Source organism: Curtobacterium poinsettiae, assembly GCF_025677645.1.
Lineage (GTDB): Bacteria > Actinomycetota > Actinomycetes > Actinomycetales > Microbacteriaceae > Curtobacterium > Curtobacterium poinsettiae_A.
This window is the reverse complement of record NZ_CP106879.1, coordinates 1,822,649-1,849,639: the sequence shown is the minus strand read 5'-3', so window position 1 is coordinate 1,849,639 and position 26,991 is coordinate 1,822,649. Positions and strand designations below refer to the sequence as shown.

Here is a 26,991-nt window from a genome sequence, read left to right as displayed (position 1 = left end):
CCGAACAACCCCCAAAGAGCCATTTGACGGTGCCGGGTACGGGGGCAACGATAGGCGCATGTCCAGCCTCCAGTCCCTCCGGGCGACCGCCCACCCGATCCGGCTCCGCCTGCTGTCGCTGGTGACGAGTTCCGCGATGAGCGCCGCCGAGGCCGCACGGGAGCTCGGACTCTCGCAGGCCGCCGCGAGCTACCACCTGCGCGTCCTCGAACGGGCCGGACTGGTCGCCGTCGTCGAGGTCGTCCGGCTCCGTGGCGGCGAGGCAAAGAGGTACCGGCACGAGTCGTCGTCGCAGGCGTTCGACCCCGACGCCCGATCCGACAGCGGCGCCGAGGACGTCTCGATCGAGGACCAGCTCGTCTACGTCGAGGCCCAGGTCGAGGAGCTCCGGCGGCGGGTGCGACAGCGGACCACGGGGCCCGGCGTCTCCACCGACGCCGAACTGTGGGTGGCCCCCGAGACGTGGCGACGCGTGGTGCACCACGTCGGCCAGGCCTCCGCCCTGCTCCACGCCGCAGCGCAGCGCCCCCGCACCCCGGGCACCGTTCCGGTGTCGATGACCGTCTCGATGTTCCCGATGCGGCGACCGTGAGCACGCCGACCACGGGCGTCCTCGGCCACGCACCGTTCCGCTGGCTGCTCGTCGCCCGCACGGTGAGCATCCTCGGCAACGCCGTCGCCCCGATCGCGTTGGCGTTCGCCGTCCTCGACCTCACCGGCTCGCCCGTCGACCTCGGCCTCGTCGTGGCCGCACGCTCGGTCGCGAACGTCGCCGTCCTGTTGTTCGGCGGCGTCATCGCCGACCGTCTCCCCCGCGACGTCGTGCTCGTCGCCACGTCCCTCGGCGCCGCGCTCACACAGGGTGCCGTCGCCGTGCTGGTCCTGACGGGCACCGCGACGGTCCCGCTCCTCGTCGGCCTGAGCATCCTGAACGGTGCCGTCGCCGCGGTGAGCCTGCCGACGACCGCGGCCATGGTCCCCGAGACGGTTCCCGAGTCGCTGCTCCGCCCGGCGAACGCCGTGATCCGGTTGAGCATCAACGCCGGCACCATCGTCGGGGCCTCCGCCGGCGCCGGCATGGTGGCGCTCGTCGGTGCCGGATGGGGGTTGGCGGTGGACGCCGCCGGCTTCGCCGTCGCCGCAGCCCTGTACGCGCGGATCCGACTGCCCCATCGCCCGGCCGTCGCACCGGCCGACCGTCCGTCGGTGATCGCGGACATCCGGGAGGGATGGGCCGAGTTCTCGGGACGACGCTGGGTCTGGACCGTGGTCGCCCAGTTCGCGGTGCTCAACGCCGCCTTCGTCGGTGCCACGACCGTGCTGGGTCCGGTGGTCGCGGACGGTTCGTTCGGCAGGGCGGGTTGGGGACTCGTCGTCGCCGCACAGACCGTCGGTCTGGCACTCGGAGCACTGATCGCGCTGCGGTGGCGGCCACGGCACGCCCTCGGCATCGGCGTCGCCCTGATGGCCGTGACCGCGCTCCCCGTCCTGGCGCTCGCCGGCGCACCGGCCCTGCCGGCCCTGCTCGTCGCGTTCGCCCTGGGCGGGGTGGCCATCGAGCTGTTCGCGATCGCCTGGGACCACGCGCTGCAGTCGAACGTGCCCCGGGCCGTGCTGTCGCGGGTCTACTCGTACGACATGGTGGGGTCGTTCGTCGCCGTCCCGCTCGGCGAGGCCCTGGTGGGACCGTTGGCGCACGCGGTCGGGACGCCCACGACCCTGGTCGGTTGTGCCGTCGTCATCGTCGTCGCCACCGTGGTCGCCGCGTCCACGCGCAGCGTCCGGCGTGTGACCACCGAGGTGACCCTGCCGGTCTGATCAGCCCGGGGAGCCGTCCGCGTCGACCTCGTACGCCTCGAACCGGTCGTCGGCGAGGACCGCGTCGATGAGCGACCGCGACCCGGCGACGATCGTCGAGTCCCAGTCGATCTCGGTGGCGAGCACCCACTCGTGCCCTTCCGGCCAGAGCATCTGCGGGGTGTGCCCGAAGTCGGCGTCCTTGCCCACGCGGGCGTCGTGCGTCCAGGACGGGTCGCTGAGCTGCGACAGGGACATGGGGAGCAGGAAGCACTCGCGGGCCGGCCACAGGAAGCGCGGACCCGCGAGCGACTCCCGGAGCGCAGCCTGCTCCCGCCGGTGCTCTGCCTGCTTCCGGTCCATGTACTCCTGCATCTCCGCGCGCTCGGCCGCCGTCGGCTCGCCACTCCCCTGCCACCCGAAGCCCAACGTCGACGTCCCGTTCAGGTCGCCCCATCCGTCCCAGATCGCACCGACCAGGTCGTCCGGGGTCGACGTCGCCTCGGCGAGGAGCCCGGTGAGCGCGGCGAGTTGCATCGGCTCGTACCAGCCCGTCTCGGGCGGGTGGACGACCCAGCCGTCCTCGAAGGACAGGTCCGACTCGTCGTCCCGACCGCTGAGCGTCTGCCACGACACGAGCGGGTCCATCGTCCGACGGGTGCGCTCGGCGACGTCGGCCCAGCGCCACTCGGCCGACTCGAGGACCGGGTGCTCGTCGTACTCGTCCACGGTCGCACGGTCTTCGCGATCCGCTCGGAGCGGGTGCAGGATCCGGACGTACGCCTCGAACCCGGTGCCCGCGACGCCGCCGAACGAGGCGAACGCGCCGGCCCGGGCCAGCAGCCAGTCGCCGCGCGTGACGTCCTCGATCAGTTCCACGTGCCGAGCCCTGGGTGCCGCCCGCGTCGGTCAGCTCGCCTGCGGGCGGGGTGCGCGGAGGCCGGGGAACTCGTCGTCGCGCCATTCGCCATCGGCACGCGTGCCGTTGGTCACCGACTGCTCCTCGCGCTCCCGGAGCTCCACACGGCGGATCTTGCCCGAGATGGTCTTCGGGAGCTCCGCGAACTCGACGCGCCGGACGCGCGCGTAGGCGGGGAGAGCCGTGCGTGCGTACTCCAGGACCTGCCTGGCGGTGTCGGCCGACGCCTCCCATCCGGTGGCCAACGTGACGTACGCCTTGACGACGTTGAGACGGGCGTCGTCGGGGGCCGGGACGACCGCGCTCTCGGCCACGGCCGGGTGCTCCAGAAGGGCGCTCTCCACCTCGAACGGCGAGACCTTGTAGTCGGAGGACTTGAAGACGTCGTCGGTGCGGCCGATGAAGGTCAGTTCGCCGTCGGCGGCGCGGACGGCGATGTCGCCGGTGTGGAAGAAGCCGTCGCGCATCGACCAGGCCGTGCGGTCGGGGTCGCCGAGGTACTCGGCCATCAGGTTGACGGGCCGCTCGGTGAGGTCGAGGCAGACCTCGCCCTCGTCGCCCGGTTCGCCGGTGACGGGGTCGAGCAGCGTCACGGTCACGCCGGGGAGCGGCTTGCCCATCGCGCCGGGCGTCACGGCGGCCCCCGGGGCGTTCCCGATGATCGCGGTGGTCTCGGTCTGCCCGTAGCCGTCGCGGATGGTGAGGCCCCACGCCGCCTCGACCCGGCCGATGACCTCGGGGTTGAGCGGCTCGCCGGCCGAGATGAGTTCACGGAGCGCCCGCGGCTTCGCGCCGAGCTCGGACTGCAGCATCATCCGCCACGCGGTCGGTGGCGCGCAGAACGTGTTGACCTCGGCGCGCTCGAGCTGCGCGAGGAGTGCACCGGGGTCGAAGCGCGCGGTGTTGTGGATGAAGACGGTGGCCTCGGCGATCCACGGCGCGAAGAAGCAGCTCCAGGCGTGCTTGCCCCACCCGGGCGAGCTGATCGTCATGTGCACGTCGCCGGGTCGGACGCCGAGCCAGTACATCGTGCTGAGGTGCCCGACCGGGTACGACGTCTGGGTGTGCACGACCATCTTCGGCTTCGACGTCGTGCCGGACGTGAAGTAGACCAGGCACGGGTCGGTCGTGCGGGTGAGGACGTGGGGACGGACCTCGTCGGCGGGAGCGGGCTCGCCCAGGTCGCCCGGGTACTCCGTCCACCCGTCAGCGGGACCGCCGATCACGATGCGCGTGAAGGACCCGCGGACGTCGTCGTACTTGTGCGTCTCGCCCCGGTTCGTGACGACGTGTGCCACAGAGCCCCGGTCGACGCGGTCCTGCAGGTCGGCGGTGTCGAGCATGGTCGAGGTCGGCAGGATGACCGCACCGAGCTTGATCACGGCGAGCATCGTCTCCCAGAGCTCGAGCTGGTTGCCGAGCATGACGAGGACGTGGTCGCCCTTCCGCACGCCGGAGCCGTGCAGGCGCGCGGCGAGCCGATCGGACCGTGCGGCCATCTCGGCGTAGCTGAACCGCTGCTCCCGACCGTCCTCCTCGACGATCCAGAGCGCCGTGCGGCCGTTGTCGGTCGCGATGACGTCGAACCAGTCGGTCGCCCAGTTGAACGTGTCGCCGACGTCCGGCCAGCGGAACCCGGCGCGTGCCGCTTCGGGAGAGTCCGCGGCGAGGAGCTGGTCGCGGGCGGCACGGTACGCGTCGGTCGGGTTCACAGAAGACACGGACCGATCATGCCGTATCCGGCTCGGAGTCGATCGATCACGCGAGTCCCCGGATCCAGCGGTCGAGCCAGGGGATGATGCTCGAGAGGTCATCCGCGTCGATCACGTCACTCGCGGCCGCGCGTGCCGTCGGACTCGCGTTGAGCGCCAACGCACTGGGGAGCGCCTGGAAGAGCGGGATGTCCGAGCGACTGTCCCCGACGGCACAGCAGTGTTCGATCGGTACACCGAGGTCACGAGCGAGCGCGAGCGCCCGGTCCCGCTTGTCGAACTCGTCGAAGTGCTCGGCGACGGTGCCGTCGTGGACGCCGCCGTGCTCGCCGACTCGGGGCCCGCCGTTCGGGACGAACCCGAACCGCCCCGCGAGGAAACGGGTCACGGGCTGCCACGCGAGCGACGCGAGCACAGGTTCGACGTCGTGGGCACGGCACCACGCGACGACGGTCTCGGTTCCGGGCAACACCGGCAGGTCGTCCAGCCACCGGTCGACCGTCGCGACGGACGTGCCACGCCACCCGAGTGCGTCGACCTCGCTGACCTGCTGGTTGGTGAGGTCGCCGTCGGCGTAGCGGGCTTCGGCGTCGTCGAGCGCCTCCTGGTGCCCGAACCGGGCGGCCAGGAAGCTGCTGCTGGAACCGGGACTGACGAGGGTTCCGTCGACGTCGAAGAACACGATGCCGACGGTCACTGCTGGCCGCTCCCCCGCACGACCGCACCGAGCACCCGGATCGTTTCGTCGGTGTCGACGTGCAGGTGCGCCCCGATGCCGAGCGCACGTGCGGCCTCGATGTTCTCCGGCACGTCGTCCACGAAGAACACCTCGTCCGGGTCCGCCCCGAGACGCGCGAGCGTGATGCGGAACGCCTCGGCATCGGGCTTGTTCACACCGATCTCGTGGGAGTAGCAGATCGGGTCGAACACCTCCGAGAACCGGAAGCGCCGCTCCTCTTCCTCTCGAGCGCCGTCGCCCGAGTTCGACAGGATCGCGAGGCCGATCGTGCCCCGGAGTCCGGCGAGGAAGTCGTACAACGGCTGGTTCAGGGTTCCGCAGTACGCATCCCAGAAGTCGGCCCGCATGACGGCGAGCTGGTCGGCCTCCAGTCCGAGCGCCGTCCCGATCGCACCCCAGTAGCGATCGACGACGCCGGTCTGACGGGAGGCGTCGGGCAGGTCCGCTGCGACCAGGCGAGCGGAGAAGTCGTCCGTCGTCATCCCGAGACGCTCGGCCCACCGCGCCCGGAACTGCCCGGGCCAGGCGGCGTCGTCGACGAGTTCGAGGACTCCGCCCACGTCGGACAGCAGCCACCGCACGGCTGGCCCCGCGGACCCGGCCGTCCCGCCGGTCACAGCGAACCCCGCAGCTGCCGGATCATCTCGACCTCGAGTTCGCTCGGTTCGAGGACGTACGCCTCGGTCGCACCTGTCGGCTCGTAGCCACGTCGGGCGTAGAAGGCCTGCGCACGGCTGTTCCCCTGGTGCACGTGCAGCCGCAGGGCCGACCCGTGTGCAGCTGCCCACCGCTCGATCTCGTCGAGCAGCGCGTCGGCGACCCCGGCGGGACGACCCCGGTGCGACGGTGCAACGTAGACGCCGACCAGGAGCGGCCCGACCCGGGGACCGGGCACGAACACCCCCATCGTCCCGACCCACCGGCCGTCGGCACCGATCGCGGCGAGGGTCGTCCCGCCGACGTCGTGCTCACGGCGGCCGCGTCGACGCCACTCACGCTCCTGCAGCCGCTCCGCATCGGCGAGCCGCTCCCCGTACGCCTTCGGGGTGTCCTGGAGCATCTCCAGGCGCAGTGCCCGCACGGATTCCCAGTCGTCCTCCGTGGTCGGTCGGATCGTCGTTCCCCGCATGGCCCGAGCATAGGGGCGGCCGCCCCGGAGAACTCGTTCCAATCCGACTGGCGGACGACGCCGAATCACCTGCAACGACCGGGAAACACCCGGAGCGCTCACCAGCCGCACATCGCTGGTTCTCCACCCCACCAAGGGTGTGTTCGGCGCGCACACAGCAGCCGCGCCGAGCGCGACAACAGCAAAGGACTGATCACGATGCGTAAGAGCCTCAAGACCTCCATCACCCTCGCCACGACCGGCGCCCTCGTCCTCGGCGGTGCCGCGTTCGGGATCTCCTCCGCCCAGGCCGCGACCCCGACCGTGCACACGGTGTCCTCCTCGTCCGAGTCGAAGATCCCCGCACCCGTCGCCTCGGTCCCCGAGGTCCTCGGTGGTTCCACCGCCGTGAAGCTCGACTCCGGCTTCACCGACGCCCTCACCGCCCTGAAGCTCACCCCCGGCGTCTCCGGCGACGCAACCCTCGAAGACGGGTCGGTGTCGTTCCCGATCACCGCCGGGTCGGTCACCTACTGGTCCCCGGACGGCAACTACCGCCCCTACGTGCAGGGCCTGCTGAACCACGACGACTCTGGTCTGACCCTGAAGGCCGGTGACACCACCGTCACGCTGGAGAACTTCGTCGTGAACCCGGGCTCGTCCAAGCTCTACGGCAACGTCCTCGTCAACGGCAAGGTCGCCGCGGCCAACGCGTTCCTGTTCGAGCTGCACGGCGGCTCCCTCAAGCCCCTCCAGCTCGAGGGCGACAACGCCATCCTCACCGGCACCACCGTCCACATCTCCGAGGACGCCGCCGGCCTGCTGAACAAGACCTTCGGCACCGACGCCGTCAAGCGCGGCCTCCTCGTCGGCACCGCCACCATCACCGCACAGATCAAGTAACACCTACCGCACCACCACAGTCGGCCCGGACCACGCAACAGCGCGGTCCGGGCCGACCTGCGTCGGCGGCGCTGGACGTGCGGAACGACGGACGGGACGCGCGGTGCCAGACCACACCGTGCCTCCGGGCCGTCTCGTCGGCGATCCCACGGCCCCACCGCGTGCGGGAGCCGCTGCTCGGACCACGTGGACTCCGAGCTGACGGACGCGCAGACCACGGCCATCGGGCACAGCTGGGGCCTGGCGAACATCAGGACCTCTGAGACCCTCGGCACGCAGTACGATCAGGTCGCGTCGCTCTCCGGAGCCGGGATACCTGAGTCGTGGAAGCCCGACCGAGAGACCACGTACACGGACTACCCCTACGCAGACATCCTGCAGGTCGGGCAAGCTACGGGCCAGCATGCGCTGGAGGGCAACCCATGACGGCAACGACGACAGTGTCATCGCGTTCCGATCAAGCGGAGGCCCGCGCTGCGTCCGAGGAGCGCGCGGGTGCTGTGCAACAAACGATCGCCGACACGTTCGACGCCGAGAAGGTCTCGTCTGAGATGACTCGGAAGTGGATACTGCTCGCATGTTCTGATTCAGAAGTGCATTCTGCCGGCGGCATCATCCTGCGGCTGACGGACTCGGAGGCAGTGGATCCCGCCTACGGCAAGATCCGGTCCGAGTTCTCGGCGGACCCCTTGTTCACTGCCGAGACCAACCGGACCGGCAAGGGCCTCGAACGGCTCGCGCTCAGCACCGGCACCGGCACCGGCACCGGCACCGGCACCGGCACCGGCACCGGCAAGGTACCTGGTCACTGTCGACAACGAGTCGCTGACCGTCCGGATCGCCTCCTTCTCGCCCTGCAATCTCCGGCTCCTTGTCCACCCCTCGACACCTCACGAAGTCTGAGGGGCGTGAGCGGTCGCTCGTCGCAGGACCACGGCCCGGGTCCATCGACGCGATGTTGTCCACTTGGGCCCTTCCTGCCCGCTTCGAAACCGACGCGAACCCCTACGATCCCGGAGACCTGATGGACCAGTACGACAAGGTCGCACGCCTCGAGGGCAATGGTGCCGTCCTCGATCAACTCGCCGAGGAGCATTTCGAGTGACCACCCGCTCCGCCTGGTTCGTCGCGGGTTTCGTGACGACGTTCGCACTGTCCATCACTGCTTGCGCGGGAGGATCATCGATGGACGAACAACCCGAGCCGGGCGCAACCGCCTCGGTGTCACGGACGACTGCTGAACGACGAACGACCGAGATCCAAGACCGGCTGATCGGTGCGATCCCGGACGACGTGATCGCCAGCAGCCGCGCGATCGACTGGACGTTGCTGGCCTGCTCGGACTCCGCTGTCTCGGCAGCGGGCGGCGCCGCCATCACCCTGGCACGCCCAGTGGACGTCGATGAGACCTACGACGCGATCACCGCCGCTGTGCGTGACGACGGGTACACGGCTGCCATCGACACGACCGACAAGGGCGCGAAGCGACTGACGCTCACCGGGACGAACGACGACCAGTACCTCATCACGATCTACAACGACACCAAGAAGGTCCGGTTGTCGTCGTTCTCGCGGTGTTTCCCGGGTTCGTTGAACGACGACTGAGTGAACGCCCGCCTCGTTCCACGCTGAGCGACATCTTCCGTGGGCCAGCGGACGTGAGCTGTCGCTCGGAGCGAGCTCACGGCCAAGGCTCGTGGCCGGGGGGGGGGGCAGGGGCGGCGGAGACTCGGTCCCGCGGACAGGTTGCGGGTGCCGGGGCCCGCAACCTGTCCGGCAGGGCGAGACTCGGTCGGCCGCGACCGCGGTCACGCGCGCAACGAACAACGCCCCGACCGGACCGGTCGGGGCGTTGCTCGTGGTGGTGCCGATCAGCGGATGACCGAGATGGTGTTGGCCTGGGGCCCCTTCTTGCCGGGGCCGACCTCGTACTGCACGTGGTCGTCCTGGGCGAGCGGCCGGGCGTCGGTCGTCTCGACGATGCTCGAGAAGTGCGCGAACAGGTCTGCGGACCCGTCATCGGGGTGGATGAAGCCGTAGCCCTTGGCGTGGTCGAACCACTTCACGGTGCCGGTGGGCAAGATCGCCAGCACGGCGTCAGTGGATGCGCAGCTGCGCGACCATCGGGCAGGCGAAGGGGTCGCGGGCGGCGAGTCCGACGCGGTTGAGGTACCGGACGACGATGCCGTAGGAACGCAGCAGCGTGGTCTCGGTGTACGGCACGTCGAGGGTGTCGCAGTGGTCACGCACCAGCAGGCGGGCCTGCTTCAGCGCCGGCCGCGGCATCGACGGGAACAGGTGGTGCTCGACCTGGTAGTTCAGCCCACCCATCAGGAACGACACCCACCAGCCACCACGGATGTTGCGCGAGGTGCGCACCTGACGGGAGAAGAAGTCGACCTTCGCGTCGTGCGCGATCGTCGGCATGCCCTTGTGGTTCGGGGCGAACGAAGCCCCCATCATCACGCCGAACACGGCCAGCTGCACCCCGAGGAACGCACACGCCATCCCGAACGGCAGGAACCAGAACACCACCGTCAGGTAGATCGCGAACCGCGCCACCAGCAGGGCGCCCTCGATGAGGCGGTGCTTCTTGTCGGCCTTCGTGCCGTTGCCGGTGACGATCGACATCACGGCGTAGCGGTGCAGGTTCAGGCCCTCGAGCGTCAGGAGGGGGAAGAACAGCCACCCCTGGAAGCGCATGAAGGTCTTCATCGCACCGCCCTTGACGGCGGCCGCGTCCTCCGGCAGGAACCGGATGCCGTCGGGGGCGATGTCCGGGTCCTTGCCGACGGTGTTCGGGTTGCCGTGGTGGCGGGTGTGCTTGTTCATCCACCACGAGTAGCTGAGCCCCACCAGGAACGTGCCGAGCCAGCGGCCCGCACGGTCGTTCCACTTCTGGGACTCGAACACCTGACGGTGCGCAGCCTCGTGCGACAGGAACGCGAACTGCGTGAACAGCACACCCAGCGCACCGGCCACGATCAGCTGGAACCACGAGTCACCCAGGAACGCGAACGCGACCCAGGCGAGGGCGAGGCTGCCGACGAGTGCGCCGAACAGTGCCCAGTAGAAACCGGTACGACGGCGGAGCAGGCCGTTCTCCTTCACCTGCGCCAGCAGCGCGGAGTAGGTCGAGGTGCCCTTGCGGGCTCCCGTAGCGGGACGAGTGCGGGTGTAACCCGGAGCGAGCGGAGTGGTGGTCATGAGGACCGACCTTCTTGACGGACCGACCCTTCAGCCGGTTCGAGAGAGTTCACGCGATTGCGCTTGGGGCGACCCTAGGTGCCGAACATGCGTGTTGACCGTGCTGTCCGGAACCCGTCGTCCACCGGCCGGCCCGACCCGTCCGTTCCGCCCCGTCCATCCCGCGTCCGCCCGCTACGGTGAGCGGATGGGCAAGGTCACGCTGCAGGACGTCGCCGCGCACGCCGGCGTCTCGATGAAGACCGTGTCCAACGTCGTCCGCGGCTACCAGCACGTCAGCGACCCGATGCGCAGCCGGGTACAGGCCGCCATCGACGAGCTCGGCTACCGCCCGAACGTCTCGGGCCGGTCCCTGGCGACCGGACGCTCGAACATGCTCGCCTTCGCGTTCCCCGACCTGCGACGGCCGTACTTCGCCGAGCTCGCCCACGTGTTCTCGCGGGTGTGCGCCGACCGCGGCTACCAGCTCCTGCTCGAGGAGACCGGCGGTGACCCGGACGGCGAGCGCTCGGCGGTGCGGGGACGTGAGGCCGGAGTGGTCGACGGGGTCGTGATCCACCCGCAGGTGCTCACACCCGAGGCGATCGACCGGATCCGCGGGGACACCGCCGTGGTGTTCCTCGGCGAGGACGTCCGACCCCCGCACGCCGACCAGGTCGTGATCGACAACGCCGGGGCCGCCACCGAGGCCGTCGCGCACCTCGTGGCGCTCGGCTGCCGCCGCATCGGGTTCTTCGGGCACGAGACCGGCCCGTCGTCGCGCACGTCCGGACTGCGTCTGGACGGCTACCGCGCCGGACTCGTCGCCGCGGGCCTGCCGCTCGACGACGCGTTGCTGGTCCCCCGCGAGGTCGGTGACGCCGCCGGCGCCGAGGTCGCCTTCGGTGCCGCGCTCGACGCCGGACTCCACGTCGACGGGCTGCTCTGCCGCGACGACCTGGCCGCCCTCGGGGCGCTCCGCGCGATGCGCCTGCGCGGCCTGGACGCACCCCGCGACGTCGCCGTCGTCGGCTGGGACGCGGTCGGCCTCGGGTCGAGCCTGGTGCCGAGCCTGACCTCCGTCGCGCCTGACACGGTCGCCCTCGCCGACACCGCGCTCGACCTGCTGGTCGAGCGGATGGACGGCTCCGACGTGCCCGGCCGGCTCGTCACGGTCGGCCACCGCCTGCTGGTCGGCGAGAGCGCGCCGTACGCGGACGGCACGTCCGACCGGGCGGCGCACCAGGGCGCCTGACGACGGACGGGAGGCCCGTGGCGGCGCCGCCACCCCTCCCTCGCAGGCTCGGTCGGCGCGGCCCGCGTGTCGCTGGCGCGACACCGCTGAGCGTGCCGCACCCGTCCGCACTTCCCCCGTCGCGTGCCGTCAGCGACCTGCGGGAGCCGACTCCCCCGGGTGCACGCTGCCGAGCAGCTCGACGACGACGTCCCGCAGGGCGTCGGGCAGGCCGACGGTGCCGAGCTCGACGATGCGGTCCGCACGTGGCAGGTCCTTCGCCACGACCTCCCACGCCTCGAGCTTCTCCGGGTTGCCGGCCTGCGCGCCCTCGAGGACCCGTCGCACGGCCTCCCGTGCGTCGACACCGACGACCGGAGCGCTGACCAGCGCGACCGTTCCGCCCGACGCCGAGTCGACGGTCACGTCGACCGAGAACCGGTCGGCAGACCGTGCCGATGTCGGTTGTCCGTCGGCCGGCGCGGCGAGGAACGTGACCCGCCACTCTCGGTGGGCGGGGACGACGTCGAGGGCCCCGGTGGTGGCGTGCACCCGGAACTCGGCGTGCTCCGGGTCCCAGGTCAGGCGGGTCCGGGCCGTGCGGCTGCCCTCGCCCTCGTGGTCCTCGACCAGGGTGAAGTCACCCGCCGCGCCCGGTGCGACGAGGACCTCGAACGCCGTCGGGTTGACGGTGGCGTCGAGCTGGTCGGCCGCCGCGAGCGGCAGGATCCCACCGGCGCGCAGCAGGACCGGCACCGTGTCGAGCGTGCGGTGCAGGTCGACGAACCGGTCGCCCGCGTACACCGTGCCGGTGAAGACGTCGGTCCAGGTGCCCGGCGGCAACCAGGCCCGGGCGACCCCGTGCCGGCTGACCGGGTCGCGCGGTGCGACGATCGGGGCGACGAGCAGCTCCGAACCGAACGCGTAGGTGTTCGGCACCCGGTACGCCTCGTCGCGCCGCGGCTCCAGGTGGTAGAGCGGTCGGACCAGCGCGGTGCCCTCGGCCGTGCTGTGGTTCATCGTGTGCAGGTACGGCACCAGGCGGTGACGGAAGCGGAGCGCCTCACCCATCGCGGCACGGGCCTCGGCGGGGAACACCCACGGCTCCTTGCGGATGAACGGGTTGTTCGCGGAGTGCAGGCGCATGATCGGTGAGAACACCCCGAACTGCACCCAGCGGGTGGCGAGCTCGTCGTCACGGACGCCGCGGGTGTGGCCGCCGATGTCGTGGCTCCACCAGGGGTAGCCGATGTTCGCGGCGGTGGCGGTGAACTCGGGCTGGAACGCCAGGGACGCCCACGACACGACGGCGTCACCGGAGAACCCGACGGCGTACCGGTGGCTGCCGGGGCCGGCGTAGCGCGAGAAGGTCATGCCGTCGACGGGCGCTGCGGGTGCTCCGGCGGCGGTGGCGGTGGCGGTGTCGGTGGCGGTGTCGGTGACCGCGGTCGTGTCGGCGGCTGCGTCTCCGCCCGACGCCGCGTGTCTCGCCGAGTCGAGCAGGTGGAAGTGGTTGAGCAGCCACAGCGGGTCGACCCCGGGCAGCCCGGTCTCACGACCCTGCTGCCAGTCGATCCACCAGAAGTCGACGCCCTGCTCCTCGAGCGGACGGTGCAGGTGTTCGAAGTAGGCATGCAGGAACCGGCGGTCCGTCGGGTCGAACGGGATCGGCTGCTCGGTCTCCGGGTCGACGCCCATCGCCCGCGCCACCGCGGGGTAGGCGTCCTCGAACGCCCGCACGCCGTCGGCCGGGTGCAGGTTCAGCGTCGTGCGCATCCCCCTTCGGTGCAGTTCGGCGAGGAACGCCCGCGGGTCCGGGAACAGCGACGGCTCCCACGAGTACCCCGTCCAGCCGTTGCCGAAGCGCGGTGGGACCGAGTCCACCCGGTGCCAGTCCATGTCGATGACGGCGACCGAGAACGGCAGGTGCTCCTCCGCGAAACGGTCGAGCAGTTCCAGGTACGAGGCGTCGCTGTACGGGTGGTACCGGCTCCACCAGTTGCCGAGCGCCCACCGCGGCATCCGCGACGGCGGCCCGGAGACGGAGTGGTACGTGCGGAGTGCCGCGTCGTAGTCACGCCCGTACGCGAAGACGGTGACGTCGCGGCGCCCGGGGACCCGCGTGCCGATCCAGCCGTCGTCGGCGAACAGGAACGACTCGCTGTCGTCGAGCGCGGTGATGCCGTCGCGGGCCAGGATCCCCGGTTCGAGCGGCATCCGGCCGTCGACGTCGTCGAGGGTGCGGCCGGTGCCGCCGAGGTCGCGCGGCTCCTGCCCCCAGCGCCAGCGGTTGGCGTCCGGGCCGGTGGTCTCGACGACCAGGCCGCTCGGGCTGAAGGGACGACCGTCGTAGCGCAGGCGGGCGCGGTCGGTGGTGACGACCACGCCGTCGGTGTCGGTGCTGCCGCCGCCCGTCCGCTCCACGGCGAACGCCGGCACGGGCAGGCGGCGGCGCATCGCGAAGGTCGACGCCCGGTCCTCGAACCCGCCGTCGTCGCTCCACTCGATCCGGAAGGCCCCGGCGTCGAGCACGGTGATGCGCCAGTGCTCGCCGGTGACCACGGCCGCGGGGTCGGCGACCGGGTCCGAACCCGGGAACGGACGGATGATGGGGAGGACGGTGCCGGTGCCGGTGCCGGTGCCGGTGCCGGTGGTGCTGGTGGTGCTGGTGCCGGTGCCGGTGGTGCTGGTGGTGCTGGTGCCGGTGGTGCTGCTGCTCACGTGGTGCCTCTCAGCTCTTGACCGCACCCTGCGTCACGCCGCTGATGACCCAGCGCTGCGCGAACAGGTAGACGATGATCGTGGGTGCCATCGCCATCAGGTACGAGGCGAAGGCGACGTTGTAGTTGGTGCCGAACTGACTCTGGAAGATGTTCTGGACCACGGGCAGGGTCTGCAACCCCGGATCAGCCGTGATGAGCGACGGCATCATGAAGTCGTTCCACGATGCCAGGAACGCGAAGATGCCGACCGTCGCGTTCATCGGGCCGAGGAGCGGCAGGATGATCCGCCAGAAGATCTGCCACGTGGACGCCCCGTCGATGCGGGCGCTCTCCTCGAGCTCGACGGGGATCGACCGCAGGTACGCCGAGTAGAGGAGCACGCTGAACGACAGTTGGAACATGGCGTGCAGGATCCCGACGCCGATCGGGTTGTCGAGGCCGATCTCGGCGGTCAGCTTGATCTGCGGCAGCGCCACCACCGGGAACGGCAGGAACATCGCCGCGAGCAGGTAGACGAACGAGTACCGGAAGAACCGCTTGTGCCAGTTCCGGACGATCGCGTACGAGGCGAACGAGCTGAGCAGCAGCGTCGCGACGACGGTGAGCGCCGCGACGCCCAGGGACACCGAGAAGGACACCGGGAACCGGGTCAGCTGCCAGGCCTCGGCGAACGAGCCCGGGTTGAACGGGAACGGCAGCGACAGGGCGTTGCCGTCGACTGACTGCTCGGTCGTCTTGAACGCCATCGAGAGCGTGACGTACAGCGGGATGAGCACGGTCAGCGACGCGAGGCCGAGGACCACGGTCAGCGTCCAGTTCGTGCCGCCCAGTCGTCGGCGGTGGCCGCGCCCGGAGCGACCGCCGCCGGTGGTCACGGTGCGGGTGTCGGTCGGGGGTCGTGTGTCGATGGCGGTCATGCGAGTCGCAGGTTCCTTCCGCGGGTCGCCGCGAGCTGCAGCACGGAGATGAGGACGGTGATGATGAAGAACACGGTCGCGTTCGCCATCTGGTAGGCGTAGTCGCCGCCCGTGAAGCCGCCGAAGATGGTCATCGCGACGCTGCTCGTCGCGCTGCCGGGGCCACCGTTGGTCAGACCGACGATCACGTCGTAGGCGCCGAGGTAGCCCTTCACACCGAGCACGGTGTTGATGACGATGAAGCCGCCGAGCAGCGGGAGCGTGATCGAGCGGAGCTGCTTCCAACCGGTTGCGCCGTCGAGCGCACTCGCCTCGTACAGCTCCTCGGGGATGGACGTCAGGCCCGCCGTGTAGATGAGGAGCGCGCCGGGCACGGTCTGCCAGGCGGACACGATCACGATCGCGAGCCAGGCCAGGTTCGGGTCGCCGAGGATGCTCTGCTCGAGCGGGCCGAACCCGACGCTCGTGGCCAGGGCCGGCACGGTGTTCGAGAACAGGAAGTTGAACACGTAGGCGACGATGATCCCCGAGATCACCATCGGGATGACGAACACCGACCGCAACCCGGCGGCGAACCGGATCTTCTTCGCCAGGGCGATCGCCAGGGACAGCGCGACGACCTGCGTGACGACGACGGTGACGGCCGCGAAGCCGAGCGTGAAGCCGTACGACGCCAGGATCGCGGGGTCGGAGACGAGCGCCCGGTAGTTCTCGGCGCCGATGAAGTCCCACTGCCCGAACCCGAGGTAGTCGGTGAAGCTGTAGAAGACGCCGACGCAGGCGGGCGCGACGACGAACGCCGTGAACAGCACGAGGGCGGGCACGAGGAACAGGTAGTACATGCCCTCCGTGCGCCGGAGGGACCCGGCACGACGGTGCGTGCGGGCGGCCGCGGTCGCCGGCCCGGAGGTCTGCGGGTCGGTGTCGCGGGAGAGCGGGGTCTGCATGGTCATGGTGGCTCCTGTGTCCTGGTCCGGCTCAGACCGTCGCGGAACGTCCGGCGAGCCGCCGCCAGTCCGAGTCGAGCCGCTGCAGCATCGAGGTGAAGTCCCCGCTCCGGATCGCCGACTGCAGGTAGTTGCCGAGCGGGATCGACGTGGGGATGAAGGTGCCGGCGCCCTGGTAGAACGCGGCGTCGTCGACGTACCGCTGCAGGCCGGCGAGACGCTCGTCCTGCTGCGGCGGTGCGTCGATGCGGGGCGAGTACGCCAGGTTGTCGCGGTTGTAGGCGTCGATGACCTCGGGCTGCATGAGGAACTCGACGAGCTCCTTCGCCTGCTCCGGGTGCTCGGACGCCGTGGGGATCCAGAGCCCGAGGTCGATGTTGACCCGGGCCTTGCGGTCGGCCGGGTCGTTCGACACCGGCAGGGCGAAGGTGCCGACGGGCAGCTCGTCGTCGATCAGCGCGATCTGCCCGAGCGCCCACGGGCCCTGCAGGTACATCGCGGCCTCGCCCTTGCCGAACGCCAGGTTGCCGTCGGCGTAGGCCCGGGTGGCGTGGTCACGGTTGAAGAACGACGAGATGGTCTTCGCGCGCTCCATCGGCACCGCGAAGTCCTTCTCGAACGACACCTCCGAGTCGGGGCCGACGTCGGCGCCGAGGGCCTTCATCTTGCGGAAGAACGAGCCGGTGTCGACGAGGCTGCCCACCGAGTAGTCGAACAGGCCCTGCCAGAGCGTCCAGGTATCCCGGTCGGTGGCGTAGATCGGCGTGATGCCGGCCTTCTGCAGCGTCCGGCAGACCTCGACGAACTCGTCCCACGTCGTCGGGACCGGCAGATCGTGCTCGGCGAAGATCCGCTTGTTGTAGATCACCCCGGCCGCCGCGAGCGAGTACGGCAGCACGCTCGTGCGGTCCTCGAACCTCGCGTACTGGTTCGTCAGGGTGTCGATGTCCGGTCGGACCCGCGCCGCCGACGGCAGGTCGCCGAGGTCGCTGAGCACGCCGCGCGAGATGTACCGGGCGAGCTCGAGGTTGTCGTTGAAGCACCCGACGTCCGCCGGTTCACCGCGCACGAACTGCGGGGCGATTGCCGCCGTGCTGTCGTGCACGACCGACATGCCGGCGTGTTCCCCCTCGAACTTCCGCAGCAGCTTGTCGAAGTACGCGATGACCTCCTGCTTCTGCTCGTAGAAGCGGAGCGTCGTGGCGCCGCCGGCGGCACGCCCCGGGGTCGCGCACCCGGCGAGCGCCATCGTGCCGAGTGCGATGCCACCGGCCGCGCCCGCGAGGAACCCCCGCCGGCTCACCGCCGCCTGGAGTGTTGCGGTCCTGCTTCCCACCATCGGGTCTCTCCCTCGTCGCGCATCGTCGCGCAGCCTCTTGTTTACAGCGCTGTAAAGCCTACGTCAACGTTGTAATCGCGTGTGGCAGTGGTCAGTGCGCCCCACGGCCGCGCCTCGACGGCACGCCACGACACGCCTGTACGAACGCACAGGAACTTGAGCAGGCACCATGGACCGCATGGCAAGCACCACTCCTCCCCTGCCCGGACCCGTGACCACGACACCGCAGTTGCGGCGGTGGGTGTTCTGGCCCGCCGCCGTCATCGTGCTGGGGTTCGTGGCGTTCACCCTGATCTCCCCCTCCACCGCCGAGGCGCTGTTCCTCGGTCTGCAGGACGCCATCGTCGAGAACTTCAGCTGGTACTACGTGCTGATCGCCGCGTTCTTCGTCGGCTTCTCGTTGTTCGTCGGCTTCAGCCGCTTCGGCGACATCAAGCTCGGCAAGGACCAGGACGAGCCCGAGTTCTCGACCGGTTCGTGGTTCTCGCTGCTCTTCGCGGCCGGCATGGGCATCGGCCTCGTCTTCTACGGCGTCTCCGAACCCCTCAGCCACTTCGCCTCCCCGCGCCCCGGCGTCACGGGCAGCGAGAACGAGCTCGCGCAGCAGGCACTGACCCAGACGTTCCTGCACTGGGGCCTGCACGCGTGGGCGATCTACGTCGTCCTCGGCCTGGCCCTGGCGTACGCGATCCACCGCCGGGGTCGCCCGGTGTCGATCCGCTGGGCCCTCGAACCGCTGCTCGGCAACCGCGTGCGCGGCGGCTGGGGCAACCTGATCGACGTGATCGCCCTGGTCGGCACGCTCTTCGGCGTCGCGACGTCGCTCGGCCTCGGCGTCATCCAGATCGGCGCGGGGCTGGAGAGCGCCGGCATCGCCGAGAGCAGCCTCGTCAGCCAGATCGCGATCATCGCCGTGATCACCGCCGTCACGATCGTCTCGCTCGTCACCGGTGTGACCAAGGGCATGAAGATCCTGTCGAACTTCAACCTGATCCTCGCCGCAGCGCTGCTGCTGTTCGTGCTCATCGTCGGGCCGACGCAGTTCCTGCTCCGCGACTTCGTGCAGTCGATCGGCTCCTACCTGCAGAACATCGTCGGCCTGTCGTTCAACGTCACCGCCCAGCAGGGCGCCGAGGGCGTGGCCTGGCAGGGTGCCTGGACCACCTTCTACTGGGGCTGGTGGATGTCGTGGGCGCCGTTCGTCGGTGTCTTCATCGCCCGCATCTCCAAGGGGCGCACCGTCCGGCAGTTCGTCTTCGGCGTCCTGCTCGTGCCGACCGCACTCACGTTCCTGTGGTTCGCCGTCCTCGGCGGCACCGCGATCCACCGCCAGACCGACGGCTCGGGCGGCCTGATCGGCTCGGACGGCTCGGTCGACATCGAGGGGTCGCTGTTCGCGGTCCTCGGCGACCTGCCCGCCGGCGTGGTGCTGACCTACGGCGCGATCCTGCTCATCGGCGTGTTCTTCGTGACCTCGTCGGACTCCGGGTCGCTCGTGATGGCGATGATCGCGTCGGGCGGTGACATCGAACCGAAGAACTGGCTGCGGGTCTTCTTCGCCGGGGTCGCTGCGCTGCTCGCCGTCGCCCTGCTGCTCAGCGGCGGACTGAACGCGCTGAAGACCGCGGCGATCACGACCGCGTTGCCGTTCAGCATCGTCCTGCTGCTCACCTGTTGGTCGACGATCATCGCCTTCACGCGCGAGCGCCGTGCCTACGACAAGGCCGAGCGCGAGGTCCTGCTCGAGCACGTCGGCGCCTACTACGGCCTGGAGGTCGAGGCGCCGACCGAGCGTCCGGCACGGTCCGGCCTCGGCCGCCCCTGGGCCGCGGTGAAGAACCGCGTGCGCGGCGGCCGCGGAACCGCGGCCCCGACGCCGACGGTGGGCGCGGGCGCGCTCGAGGACTTCCCCGTGCGGCCGTCGTCGATCTCGGCCGACCCGGCGGTGGATCCGAGCCTCGACGCGCGTCCGGCGTCGGACGACGGGCGCGCGACGGAGCAGCCCGGGCGCTGACGTGGCGCGCGGCGCGCCAAGCGCCGCACGCGCCGCGTGGTGCGAGGTTCCGTGTTCGGTGCGACGAACGTGCCCTCGCACCAGAGACGCAACCGCGCACGGGCCGTCGACGCGACCACCTGACGGACGGGAGGCACGGTGCAGGCTGGCACCGTGCCTCCCGTCCGTCGTCGGTCAGGTGTCGGTGCGTGCGGACGCGACCTCGAGGGTCACGACGACCGCCACCACGGCGAGCGCCGTGGTGGGCAGCGACACGGCCGGCACCGCGATCGACGCGAGGACCACGAGCACCAGGACCACCACGACGGCGTTGGCCCGTGCCGACAGCGACGGCCGGATCGCGAGCGCCCAGATCGACAGCACGAACACGGCGACCGGCACCGCGACGCTCGCCGCGACCGAGGCGGACGACAGCGAGACGTGTCCGGCGTCGGCGCTGACCGCGACCTCGATGCCGGCGGGCAGGGCACCGGCGGCGGCGAAGACGAAGTAGTGGCCGTAGCCGAACACGAGCGCGGTGGGCAGCGAGCGGATGTGCGCGTGCTGCTCGCGGGAGAAGTAGATCCACCACATGCCGACGGTGATCACCAGCCCGCACCCCGCGAGCGCCAGCAGGGCCCCGAGGTGCTCGGTGTGCGCGAGGGCGTCGATCACCGCACCGGCCGAGGCCACCAGCCCCTCGCCCAGGACGATGAGGGTGAACAGGGAGAACCGCTCGGCCAGGTGCCGGGTGTGCCACGGGGCCGTGCCCGTCGAGGTCTGCGCCCAGATCGGCACGGAGAGCTCGGCGAGCACGAGGAACGGTGCCGCGTACGACCAGACGTCGTCGGGCAGGGCCAGGGAGACGACCCAGAGCACCTGCACGACCGTGATGCCGACGGCGTGCAGGGTGGCTGTCCTGCGGTAGCGGGTGGAGGACGCGGCGGCGCGGATCCACTGCCCGACCAGGGCCAGCCGCATGACGACGTAGCCGATGACGCCGATCGTGAAGTCGTTCTCGACCATGGCGGCGTGCACCCCGGCGGCGAGGACGAGCACCCCGGCCATCTGCACGAAGGTCATCACCCGGTAGAGCCAGTCGTCGGTGTCGAACGACGTGGCGAACCAGGTGAAGTTCATCCACGCCCACCAGATCGAGAAGAACACCAGCCCGTAGGCCAGGACGGCGGAGGTGACGTGTCCCTCGAGCTCGATCTCGTGCAGGTTCGTCGCGGCGAAGCCCACCGCGACGACGAACACCAGGTCGAACAGGAGCTCCAGGGGGCTCGCGGCCCGGTGTCGCTGGTCGGGGTCGCGCGGCACCATCCGCCGCAGTCCGATGGTCGGCATGGGGGCAACGGTAGGGCATCCCCGGAACGCGGACCACTGACGGCGGGACCGGCCCTGCCGATCTGTCCGTGTGCAGGCCCCGCACCACCAGACCCAGCCCGTCCCGGCCGTGTACGTCGTGTCCGGCCGATCCCCTCCGACAGGAGTCCCGGTGACCTCACCGCGTCCCGCCGTCCGTCCCAGGTCGTTCCGCCGAGCGGCCGTCAGCGCCACCGCCGGCGCACTGGCCGCCGCCACGCTGCTGGCGTTCGCCGTCACCCCGGCGAACGCCGCGACCTCGGACACTCCGCGCTCACCGGCCGATCCGACCGCTGCGGTGGCCGCACAGGAGGGCCAGCCTGGAGGCCCGTCCAGCGTCGGTCCCGCCGCCGACGGCGTGCAGGTGGGTTCCGGTTCCTACGCGCCGGCCCCGCCGGACGAGATCACGGACATCGCCGACGTGCGGAAGACGCTGGACCAGGAGCTGTACGTCGACCCGTCGAAGGCCGGCGAGCCGGTGCCGACGAACCAGTGGTGGACGGACCTGCTGGTCAGCAAGTACTCCGGCGACATGTGGGCGTACCCGTTCGTCTCGTCGAACAGTGCTGCGGGCACGAAGCTCACGATCCCGACGCGGTGGAACAGCGACGGCACGGCGATGCGTCTGGAAGCCCCGGTGACGGTCGGCGGGACCGTCGAACCGAGCCCGGACGCGAGCGACCGCACCCTCGCCGACTTCGAGGACGGCCTGCCCGGCGGCTGGACCGCGACCGGCGACGCCTTCACCGCCACCGCCAGCGGGACGGCCAGCGGGCAGAGCGCGGTCTCCGGGTGGCTCGGCGGACGCTTCCTGAACTCGTTCGCCGACGAGGAAGGCGACGGCGCGACGGGGACGCTCACCTCGCCGACCTTCACCATCGACCGTTCGACCCTGGCGTTCCTGGTCGGCGGTGGCCGGCACCCCGACCACGAAGCCGTGCAGCTCCTGGTCGACGGGGACGTCGTGGCGAGCAGCACCGGGACGGACAGCGAGCAGCTGCGCTGGGAGAGTTGGGACGTCTCCGCCCACCGGGGGCAGTCCGCGCAGCTGCGGATCGTCGACGATCTGCGGGCCGGGTGGGCACACGTGCTGGTCGACCAGGTCCTGCTCACCGACACCCCGGACGGTCTCGCCGACCGCTTCGCGACCACGTTCCGGGCGAAGCAGGCCGACGCGCTCCGCTGGGGTGACTGGAACGTCAGCTGGCGGATGCCGCAGGACGGCCCGGGCGGGCAGTACATGGACGTCACGAGCGTGCAGGGTTCGCCGTACGAGTGGTTCGAGTTCCACGGCATCAGCCCGCGCCTCACCCTGCAGGACGGTGCCGAGATCACCGACGGGGACGGCGAACCGCTCGACCTGCCGGTGACGACGGACCGGTTCGAGATCCGCCAGGACGGCCACGTCTTCGGCGTGCACGCCCCCGACGGGACGACCTTCACCCGTGTCGGGGACGCGCTGGAGGCATCGTCCGGCACGCCCTACCTGGTGCTCAGCGCGGTACCCGAGCAGGGCCTGTCCCTCGACGACCTGCACCGCACCGCCTTCGCGGTCCCCCGTGACACGACGATGACGTACTCGTACGACCCGGCGGCGGCGAACGTCCGCCAGCAGTGGGCGATCCGCACCGACGCGCTGCAGGGCGACGACCACGACACCGTGCAGGGCTGGCTGCAGCACCAGTACGCCGACGCCCCCACGAACCTGCGCTTCACCGGCGCCACCTACGAGACCCCGCGCGGCACCATGCGGACCACCGTCGGCCACGGCGGCTGGACGCTGGACTACGCGTTCACGGGCATGACCCCGATCGGCGCCACACCCGAGGCGGTCGGCGACGACCCGTACTCCGAGGAGGTCATGCGCGAGTACCTGCACGAGTACGCCGCGAAGACGACGTACGGCGGAGACACCTACTGGGGCGGCAAGGACGTCCTGCAGCTCGCCGAGTACATGACGATCGCGCGGCAGATCGGTGCGACCGAGGACGCTCGGACGCTGCAAGCCACCCTCGAGCGTGCCCTGACCGACTGGTACACCTACACGGACGGCGAGGCGGAGCACTTCTTCGCGATGTACCCGACGTGGAAGGCCCTGATCGGGTTCGCCGACTCGTACGGGTCGGCCCAGTTCAACGACAACCACTTCCACTACGGGTACTTCGCCGTCGCGACAGCCATGCTCGGCCGGGTCGACCACGAGTGGGCCGCGGAGTACCAGGGCATGGCGACGCTCGTCGCGAAGCAGTACGCGAACTGGGACCGCGACGACGCCCGGTTCCCGCACATGCGCACGTTCGGCGTCTGGGAGGGTCGCTCGAACGCCGGTGGGGTGTCGTCTCCCGGCGGCAACAACCAGGAGTCCTCGTCCGAGGCGATCCAGTCCGAGGCGGGGCTCTTCCTGCTCGGCTCGGTCCTGGGCGACGAGGAGATGCAGGCTGCCGGTGCAGTGCAGTACGTCACCGAGCGCGCCGCCGTCCGCGACTACTGGCAGAACGTGCGCGGCAACCCCGCCTCGGCGTCGTACGACGGAAACGGCGCGTTCCCGGACGAGTACGAGCACGCGCAGGCGGGGATCCTGTTCGACTCCGGGCAGGCACACGCCACGTACTTCTCCGGCGACCCCGCCTGGATCTCCGGCATCCAGTGGATGCCCATCGCCCCGTGGTTCGACTACTTCGGCTGGGATCCGGGCTTCTCGAAGGCCCTGATGCGCGAGATGATGGCCGCCCGCCCGGGGTCCATCGGGCAGGCCGGCGTCACCGACGGCAACGCGGCACGCATCCAGATGCTCACGAAGAAGTGGTGGGGCGTGGGCAGCTACGGCGACGTCGAGATCACCCGCGACCGCCCGGCCGCGATCGGCGAGTTGCAGGACGCGATCCGCGCCGTCGAGGCGAACCACCCCGGCTACGTCACCAGACGCACCGCGGCGAATCCCCTGTACGACCCGGCCACCGACACCCTGCTGGTGAGCGTGGACGACAGCGGACGGGTGGTGTTCCCGGACCGGTACTGGACCCCGGACACCCTGCCGGCCGCGCTGGTGCCCGCCGAGCTCGACGGTCCCACCGCCGACCGGAACCCCCGGGACTGGCCGACGCCGTCACCGCTGATGCCGTTCCTGGTGGACGACTTCCGCGCCGACACCGCGACCATCGACCAGCTGTACGGCGTCGACCTCACCGACCACACCCCGGGCGAGGACACCGAGCACGCCGCGCGGGTGTTCAGCGGCATGGGCGACGCCCTCGGCAACGTCGTGCTCGGGTTCCTCGGACAGTACGACCCGGACACCTACGCCGACGTGCACGCCGCGCTGTGGGCCGCCGACGACCCGGCAGTGACCGGACAGTCGATGGCCGGCCTCGTGTACCACCAGGCGATGTCGAACCGGACCGTCGGCACCGAGGTCACCGACCGGCACACCTCCGACCCGCTCAGCCAGGTGTTCCGCGCACCCGACGGCACGATCAGCTACGTGCTCGACAACCCCGACACCGTCCAGCACACCTACGACGTCTACGAGGGCACCGAGGTGATCGGCCAGATCGCGGTCCCGGCGCAGACGCAGATCACGTCGCACCTGGACGCGCGGCTCACCGAGGTCGTCGTCAGTGCCGAGGGCGCCCCGAAGACGATCGTCCCCGGCGCGACCACGACCTTCACCGCCACCGGCTCCGACCAGTACGGCGCCACCGTCGCCCTGGACGACGTCACCTGGTCGACCGACACCGGCACGATCGGTGCCGACGGCGTCCACCGCGCATCGGAGCGCGCGGAGCGGGCGACCGTCACCGCCACGGTCGGCGGCGTGCACGGGTCGTACGCCTTCCGCGTCGCACCGGCACCGGTCCTCACCGGGTTCGACGTCACGCCCGGCTTCGACCGGCTCGTCGTCGGGACGCCACAGCGGTTCCGTGCCGCCGGCCACGACCAGTACGGCGACCCGGCGGCCCTGCCCGCGGACGTCACCTGGTCGTACACCGGCGCCGGGAGCGCCGGGACCGACGGCACCGTGACGACCACCGCCGAAGGCTCCGGGTACGTCGTCGCGACCGGCGGCGGTGTCGAGGGCTCGGCGGTCGTCGCCTCGGTGACCTCGATCCCCGACGCCGCACTGGGTGCCGACGTCGACGCGAGCTCCTCGGACGGCGGCAACGTCGCCGGGAAGGCCGTCGACGGGGACCGCAGCACCCGGTGGGAGAGCGCGCACGGCGTGGACGAGGTCGACTACACGATCGACCTCGGGCGACTGACCGATGTCGACACGGTGCGGGTGGACTGGGAGAACGCGGCCGCTGCCCGGTACGTGCTGCAGGTCCGGGACACCGCCGACGGTCCCTGGCGCGACGTGCGGACCGTCGACAAGACCACCGCCGACGCGGACACGGTGGCCGTCGGCGAGACCGCCCGGTTCGTGCGCCTGCACCTGACCGACCGGCTGACGGGGTACGGCTACTCCATCTGGGAGGTGCACGTGTCCGGCACCCCGGCCGCCTCGACCGTCGACGTCGAGGACGTGCTCGTCGCACCGCGCGCCGCGACGGTCCGCGCCGGTGACACGCTCCGGATGGCGGCCTACGGGTTCGACCACGACGGGTTCGGCGGCCGGCTCGCCGCTGACCGCCCGGAGTGGACCGTCGACGGTGGCGGCGGTGTCGACCGGGACGGCGTCGTCACCGCAGCGGCCGAGGGCGGTGTGACCGCGACGGTCACGGCCACGGTGCCGGAAGCGTCCGGGACGGCCACAGTCAGGACCCTCGACGGGGCGACCGACGGTGACGACGACGGAACCGCACCCGCCCGCTCTCGTGACGTGGCCGCCGGCAAGCCCGTCACCACTTCGTCGGACGAGCGCAGCGACCTGTCGGGCGGCAACGCGGTCGACGGCGACGCCCGGACCCGGTGGGCGAGCGGAGCGCGCGACGGTGAGTGGTTGGCGGTCGACCTCGGGCAGGTCGTGCCGATCGACCAGGTGCAGCTCGACTGGGAGGCCGCGTGGGCCGAGGCCTACCGCGTCCAGGTGCGCGACGACGCAGACGCCCCCTGGCGGACCGTCGCGGAAGAAGCGCACGGGACCGGCGGCGAGGTGACCCACCGGATGGCGGGCGACGACGTCACCGGCCGCTGGGTCCGGGTCGTCGCGGACCGTCGGCACACCGAGTTCGGCGTCTCCCTCTGGGACCTCCGCGTCACCTCGACGCAGGGCGACCCGACGCCGGACCTGGCACGACGGGCGACCGTGTCGTCGTCGGCCGACGAGGGCGACGGCGTCCCCGCACGGAACGCCGTGGACGGCGACCCGGGCTCGCGCTGGGCGAGCGGGCACACCGACGACCAGTGGCTCGCCGTCGACCTCGGCGCATCGCACCGCCTGCACGGCGCGGTGCTCCGGTGGGAGGACGCGTTCGGGCGCGCCTACCGGATCGAGGCGCGGAACGCGGGCGACGACGGGTGGACGACGCTCGCCATCGAGACGGACGGTGACGGCGCGACCGACCGGCACTCGCTGGACGGCTCGTGGCGGTACGTCCGCGTGCACGGTGTCGAACGCGCGACCCCGTACGGCTACTCGCTGTACGACCTCGAGATCCGGTAGCGCTGACGCCCTGTTTCCCGCACACTCGACCGAACAGCCGACAACCGACGGAGAGACCATGTCACAGCCGCTCGAATCGCTCATGCACGCCAACCTGTTCGAGGTGTTCGGGGAACGGGACCCAGAGCGCCGCCGGGCCGCGATCGAGCGCACGTACGCCCCGGACGTCGTGTTCCTGGACCCTGACGAGGTCGTCACCGGGCGCGAGGCCCTGCACGCCAAGGCGCAGCGCCTGCTCGACGAGGCCCCCGGCTTCGTGTTCTCGCCGGCCGGCCCGGTCTACGAGAACCACGGGATGGGGTACCTCGCCTGGCACTTCGGCCCCGAGGGGCAGCCGCCCGTCGTGTCCGGCATGGACATCTGCTTCATCGAGGGCGACGTCATCGCGAAGGTCTACACGCTGCTGACCGCCTGACCACCCTCACACCTGCGGCGATTGTCGGGCGTGACCGATGCGGTCACCGCGACCGGCTGACGGACGGGAGGCCCGGTGCCAACTGGCAC

At 70.9% G+C, this 26,991-nt stretch carries 22 protein-coding genes; 10 read left to right on the top strand and 12 right to left on the bottom strand.

What is annotated here, in order from left to right:
- Window positions 1-58 precede the first annotated feature (58 nt).
- Together OE229_RS08980 and OE229_RS08975 are read left to right on the top strand one after the other, a co-directional pair.
- Entirely contained in the window at window positions 59-592 is a 534-nt protein-coding gene (locus OE229_RS08980) for an ArsR/SmtB family transcription factor (RefSeq protein ID WP_209135725.1), read from the top strand.
- A complete protein-coding gene (locus OE229_RS08975) occupies window positions 589-1,818 on the top strand; it encodes an MFS transporter (protein ID WP_262137519.1) in 1,230 nt (409 codons plus the stop codon). Before OE229_RS08980 ends, OE229_RS08975 begins: the two co-directional genes overlap by 4 nt.
- Here OE229_RS08975 and OE229_RS08970 read toward each other — a convergent pair whose 3' ends face one another.
- Genes OE229_RS08970 through OE229_RS08950 form a run of 5 tightly spaced genes read right to left on the bottom strand, consistent with a single transcriptional unit; the run spans window position 1,819 to window position 6,296 of the window.
- Complete coding sequence (locus OE229_RS08970; RefSeq protein ID WP_262137517.1) at window positions 1,819-2,676, bottom strand: hypothetical protein; 858 nt, start codon at window positions 2,674-2,676, stop codon at window positions 1,819-1,821.
- Window positions 2,677-2,706: 30 nt separating this feature from the next.
- Window positions 2,707-4,428 (bottom strand): AMP-binding protein, encoded by a 1,722-nt coding sequence (locus tag OE229_RS08965; protein WP_262140125.1) that lies wholly within the window; start codon window positions 4,426-4,428, stop codon window positions 2,707-2,709.
- 46 nt (window positions 4,429-4,474) lie between these two features.
- Window positions 4,475-5,125 (bottom strand): HAD family hydrolase, encoded by a 651-nt coding sequence (locus OE229_RS08960; protein WP_182067220.1) that lies wholly within the window; start codon window positions 5,123-5,125, stop codon window positions 4,475-4,477.
- Window positions 5,122-5,784, bottom strand: a complete 663-nt coding sequence (locus tag OE229_RS08955; RefSeq protein WP_209135733.1) for an HAD-IA family hydrolase — start codon at window positions 5,782-5,784, stop codon at window positions 5,122-5,124. The genes OE229_RS08960 and OE229_RS08955 overlap by 4 nt, the downstream gene beginning before the upstream one ends.
- A complete protein-coding gene (locus OE229_RS08950; protein WP_262137514.1) occupies window positions 5,781-6,296 on the bottom strand; it encodes a GNAT family N-acetyltransferase in 516 nt (171 codons plus the stop codon). The genes OE229_RS08955 and OE229_RS08950 overlap by 4 nt, the downstream gene beginning before the upstream one ends.
- A gap of 198 nt (window positions 6,297-6,494) precedes the next feature.
- Here OE229_RS08950 and OE229_RS08945 point away from each other — a divergent pair, with 198 nt between their 5' ends.
- The 4 genes from OE229_RS08945 to OE229_RS08930 all read left to right on the top strand — a co-directional run bounded on the left by OE229_RS08945 (window position 6,495) and on the right by OE229_RS08930 (window position 8,783).
- Window positions 6,495-7,178 carry a hypothetical protein gene (locus OE229_RS08945; protein WP_263344351.1) on the top strand — a complete coding sequence of 228 codons (684 nt, stop codon included), beginning with the start codon at window positions 6,495-6,497 and terminating at the stop codon, window positions 7,176-7,178.
- Window positions 7,179-7,364: 186 nt separating this feature from the next.
- Window positions 7,365-7,604, top strand: a complete 240-nt coding sequence (locus tag OE229_RS08940; protein ID WP_262137512.1) for a hypothetical protein — start codon at window positions 7,365-7,367, stop codon at window positions 7,602-7,604.
- A complete protein-coding gene (locus tag OE229_RS08935; protein WP_262137510.1) occupies window positions 7,601-8,203 on the top strand; it encodes a hypothetical protein in 603 nt (200 codons plus the stop codon). Before OE229_RS08940 ends, OE229_RS08935 begins: the two co-directional genes overlap by 4 nt.
- 160 nt (window positions 8,204-8,363) lie before the next feature.
- Window positions 8,364-8,783 carry a hypothetical protein gene (locus OE229_RS08930; protein WP_259581266.1) on the top strand — a complete coding sequence of 140 codons (420 nt, stop codon included), beginning with the start codon at window positions 8,364-8,366 and terminating at the stop codon, window positions 8,781-8,783.
- A 266-nt stretch (window positions 8,784-9,049) separates the two neighbouring features.
- On the opposite strand, the gene OE229_RS08925 is transcribed toward OE229_RS08930, so the two are convergent.
- Together OE229_RS08925 and OE229_RS08920 are read right to left on the bottom strand one after the other, a co-directional pair.
- On the bottom strand, window positions 9,050-9,271 hold the full coding sequence (locus OE229_RS08925) for a cold-shock protein (RefSeq protein WP_307804550.1): 222 nt from the start codon (window positions 9,269-9,271) through the stop codon (window positions 9,050-9,052).
- 4 nt (window positions 9,272-9,275) lie between these two features.
- Complete coding sequence (locus tag OE229_RS08920) at window positions 9,276-10,385, bottom strand: fatty acid desaturase family protein (protein WP_111235189.1); 1,110 nt, start codon at window positions 10,383-10,385, stop codon at window positions 9,276-9,278.
- Window positions 10,386-10,572: 187 nt separating this feature from the next.
- Between OE229_RS08920 and OE229_RS08915 the strand changes: the two genes are divergently transcribed.
- A complete protein-coding gene (locus OE229_RS08915; protein WP_262137509.1) occupies window positions 10,573-11,619 on the top strand; it encodes a LacI family DNA-binding transcriptional regulator in 1,047 nt (348 codons plus the stop codon).
- A gap of 129 nt (window positions 11,620-11,748) precedes the next feature.
- Here OE229_RS08915 and OE229_RS08910 read toward each other — a convergent pair whose 3' ends face one another.
- Genes OE229_RS08910 through OE229_RS08895 form a run of 4 tightly spaced genes read right to left on the bottom strand, consistent with a single transcriptional unit; the run spans window position 11,749 to window position 17,488 of the window.
- Window positions 11,749-14,319, bottom strand: a complete 2,571-nt coding sequence (locus tag OE229_RS08910; protein WP_262137508.1) for a glycoside hydrolase family 31 protein — start codon at window positions 14,317-14,319, stop codon at window positions 11,749-11,751.
- Between the two features lie 10 nt (window positions 14,320-14,329).
- Entirely contained in the window at window positions 14,330-15,238 is a 909-nt protein-coding gene (locus tag OE229_RS08905; RefSeq protein WP_182066003.1) for a carbohydrate ABC transporter permease, read from the bottom strand.
- Complete coding sequence (locus OE229_RS08900; protein ID WP_182066002.1) at window positions 15,235-16,191, bottom strand: carbohydrate ABC transporter permease; 957 nt, start codon at window positions 16,189-16,191, stop codon at window positions 15,235-15,237. The genes OE229_RS08905 and OE229_RS08900 overlap by 4 nt, the downstream gene beginning before the upstream one ends.
- Before the next feature lie 25 nt (window positions 16,192-16,216).
- A complete protein-coding gene (locus tag OE229_RS08895) occupies window positions 16,217-17,488 on the bottom strand; it encodes an ABC transporter substrate-binding protein (protein ID WP_262137507.1) in 1,272 nt (423 codons plus the stop codon).
- Window positions 17,489-17,702: 214 nt separating this feature from the next.
- On the opposite strand from OE229_RS08895, the gene OE229_RS08890 reads away from it, so the two are divergent.
- Entirely contained in the window at window positions 17,703-19,538 is a 1,836-nt protein-coding gene (locus OE229_RS08890) for a BCCT family transporter (protein ID WP_262137505.1), read from the top strand.
- A 174-nt stretch (window positions 19,539-19,712) separates the two neighbouring features.
- Here the strand turns inward: OE229_RS08890 and OE229_RS08885 are convergent, their stop codons facing one another.
- Entirely contained in the window at window positions 19,713-20,867 is a 1,155-nt protein-coding gene (locus OE229_RS08885) for a low temperature requirement protein A (protein WP_262137503.1), read from the bottom strand.
- Between the two features lie 151 nt (window positions 20,868-21,018).
- On the opposite strand from OE229_RS08885, the gene OE229_RS08880 reads away from it, so the two are divergent.
- The gene (locus OE229_RS08880) at window positions 21,019-26,487 is read left to right on the top strand and encodes a discoidin domain-containing protein (RefSeq protein ID WP_262137501.1); all 5,469 of its coding nucleotides are present in this window, start codon (window positions 21,019-21,021) and stop codon (window positions 26,485-26,487) included.
- A 58-nt stretch (window positions 26,488-26,545) separates the two neighbouring features.
- Complete coding sequence (locus OE229_RS08875) at window positions 26,546-26,902, top strand: nuclear transport factor 2 family protein (RefSeq protein WP_247737495.1); 357 nt, start codon at window positions 26,546-26,548, stop codon at window positions 26,900-26,902.
- Window positions 26,903-26,991 lie beyond the last annotated feature (89 nt).

Coding starts and splice junctions, on each gene's coding strand:
- OE229_RS08980 (WP_209135725.1), top strand. CDS start 59: ATGTCCAGCCTCCAGTCCCTCCGGGCGACCGCCCACCCGATCCGGCTC.
- OE229_RS08950 (WP_262137514.1), bottom strand. CDS start 6,296: ATGCGGGGAACGACGATCCGACCGACCACGGAGGACGACTGGGAATCC.
- OE229_RS08945 (WP_263344351.1), top strand. CDS start 6,495: ATGCGTAAGAGCCTCAAGACCTCCATCACCCTCGCCACGACCGGCGCC.
- OE229_RS08935 (WP_262137510.1), top strand. CDS start 7,601: ATGACGGCAACGACGACAGTGTCATCGCGTTCCGATCAAGCGGAGGCC.
- OE229_RS08930 (WP_259581266.1), top strand. CDS start 8,364: ATGGACGAACAACCCGAGCCGGGCGCAACCGCCTCGGTGTCACGGACG.
- OE229_RS08920 (WP_111235189.1), bottom strand. CDS start 10,385: ATGACCACCACTCCGCTCGCTCCGGGTTACACCCGCACTCGTCCCGCT.
- OE229_RS08915 (WP_262137509.1), top strand. CDS start 10,573: ATGGGCAAGGTCACGCTGCAGGACGTCGCCGCGCACGCCGGCGTCTCG.
- OE229_RS08905 (WP_182066003.1), bottom strand. CDS start 15,238: ATGACCGCCATCGACACACGACCCCCGACCGACACCCGCACCGTGACC.
- OE229_RS08900 (WP_182066002.1), bottom strand. CDS start 16,191: ATGACCATGCAGACCCCGCTCTCCCGCGACACCGACCCGCAGACCTCC.
- OE229_RS08890 (WP_262137505.1), top strand. CDS start 17,703: ATGGCAAGCACCACTCCTCCCCTGCCCGGACCCGTGACCACGACACCG.
- OE229_RS08885 (WP_262137503.1), bottom strand. CDS start 20,867: ATGCCGACCATCGGACTGCGGCGGATGGTGCCGCGCGACCCCGACCAG.
- OE229_RS08875 (WP_247737495.1), top strand. CDS start 26,546: ATGTCACAGCCGCTCGAATCGCTCATGCACGCCAACCTGTTCGAGGTG.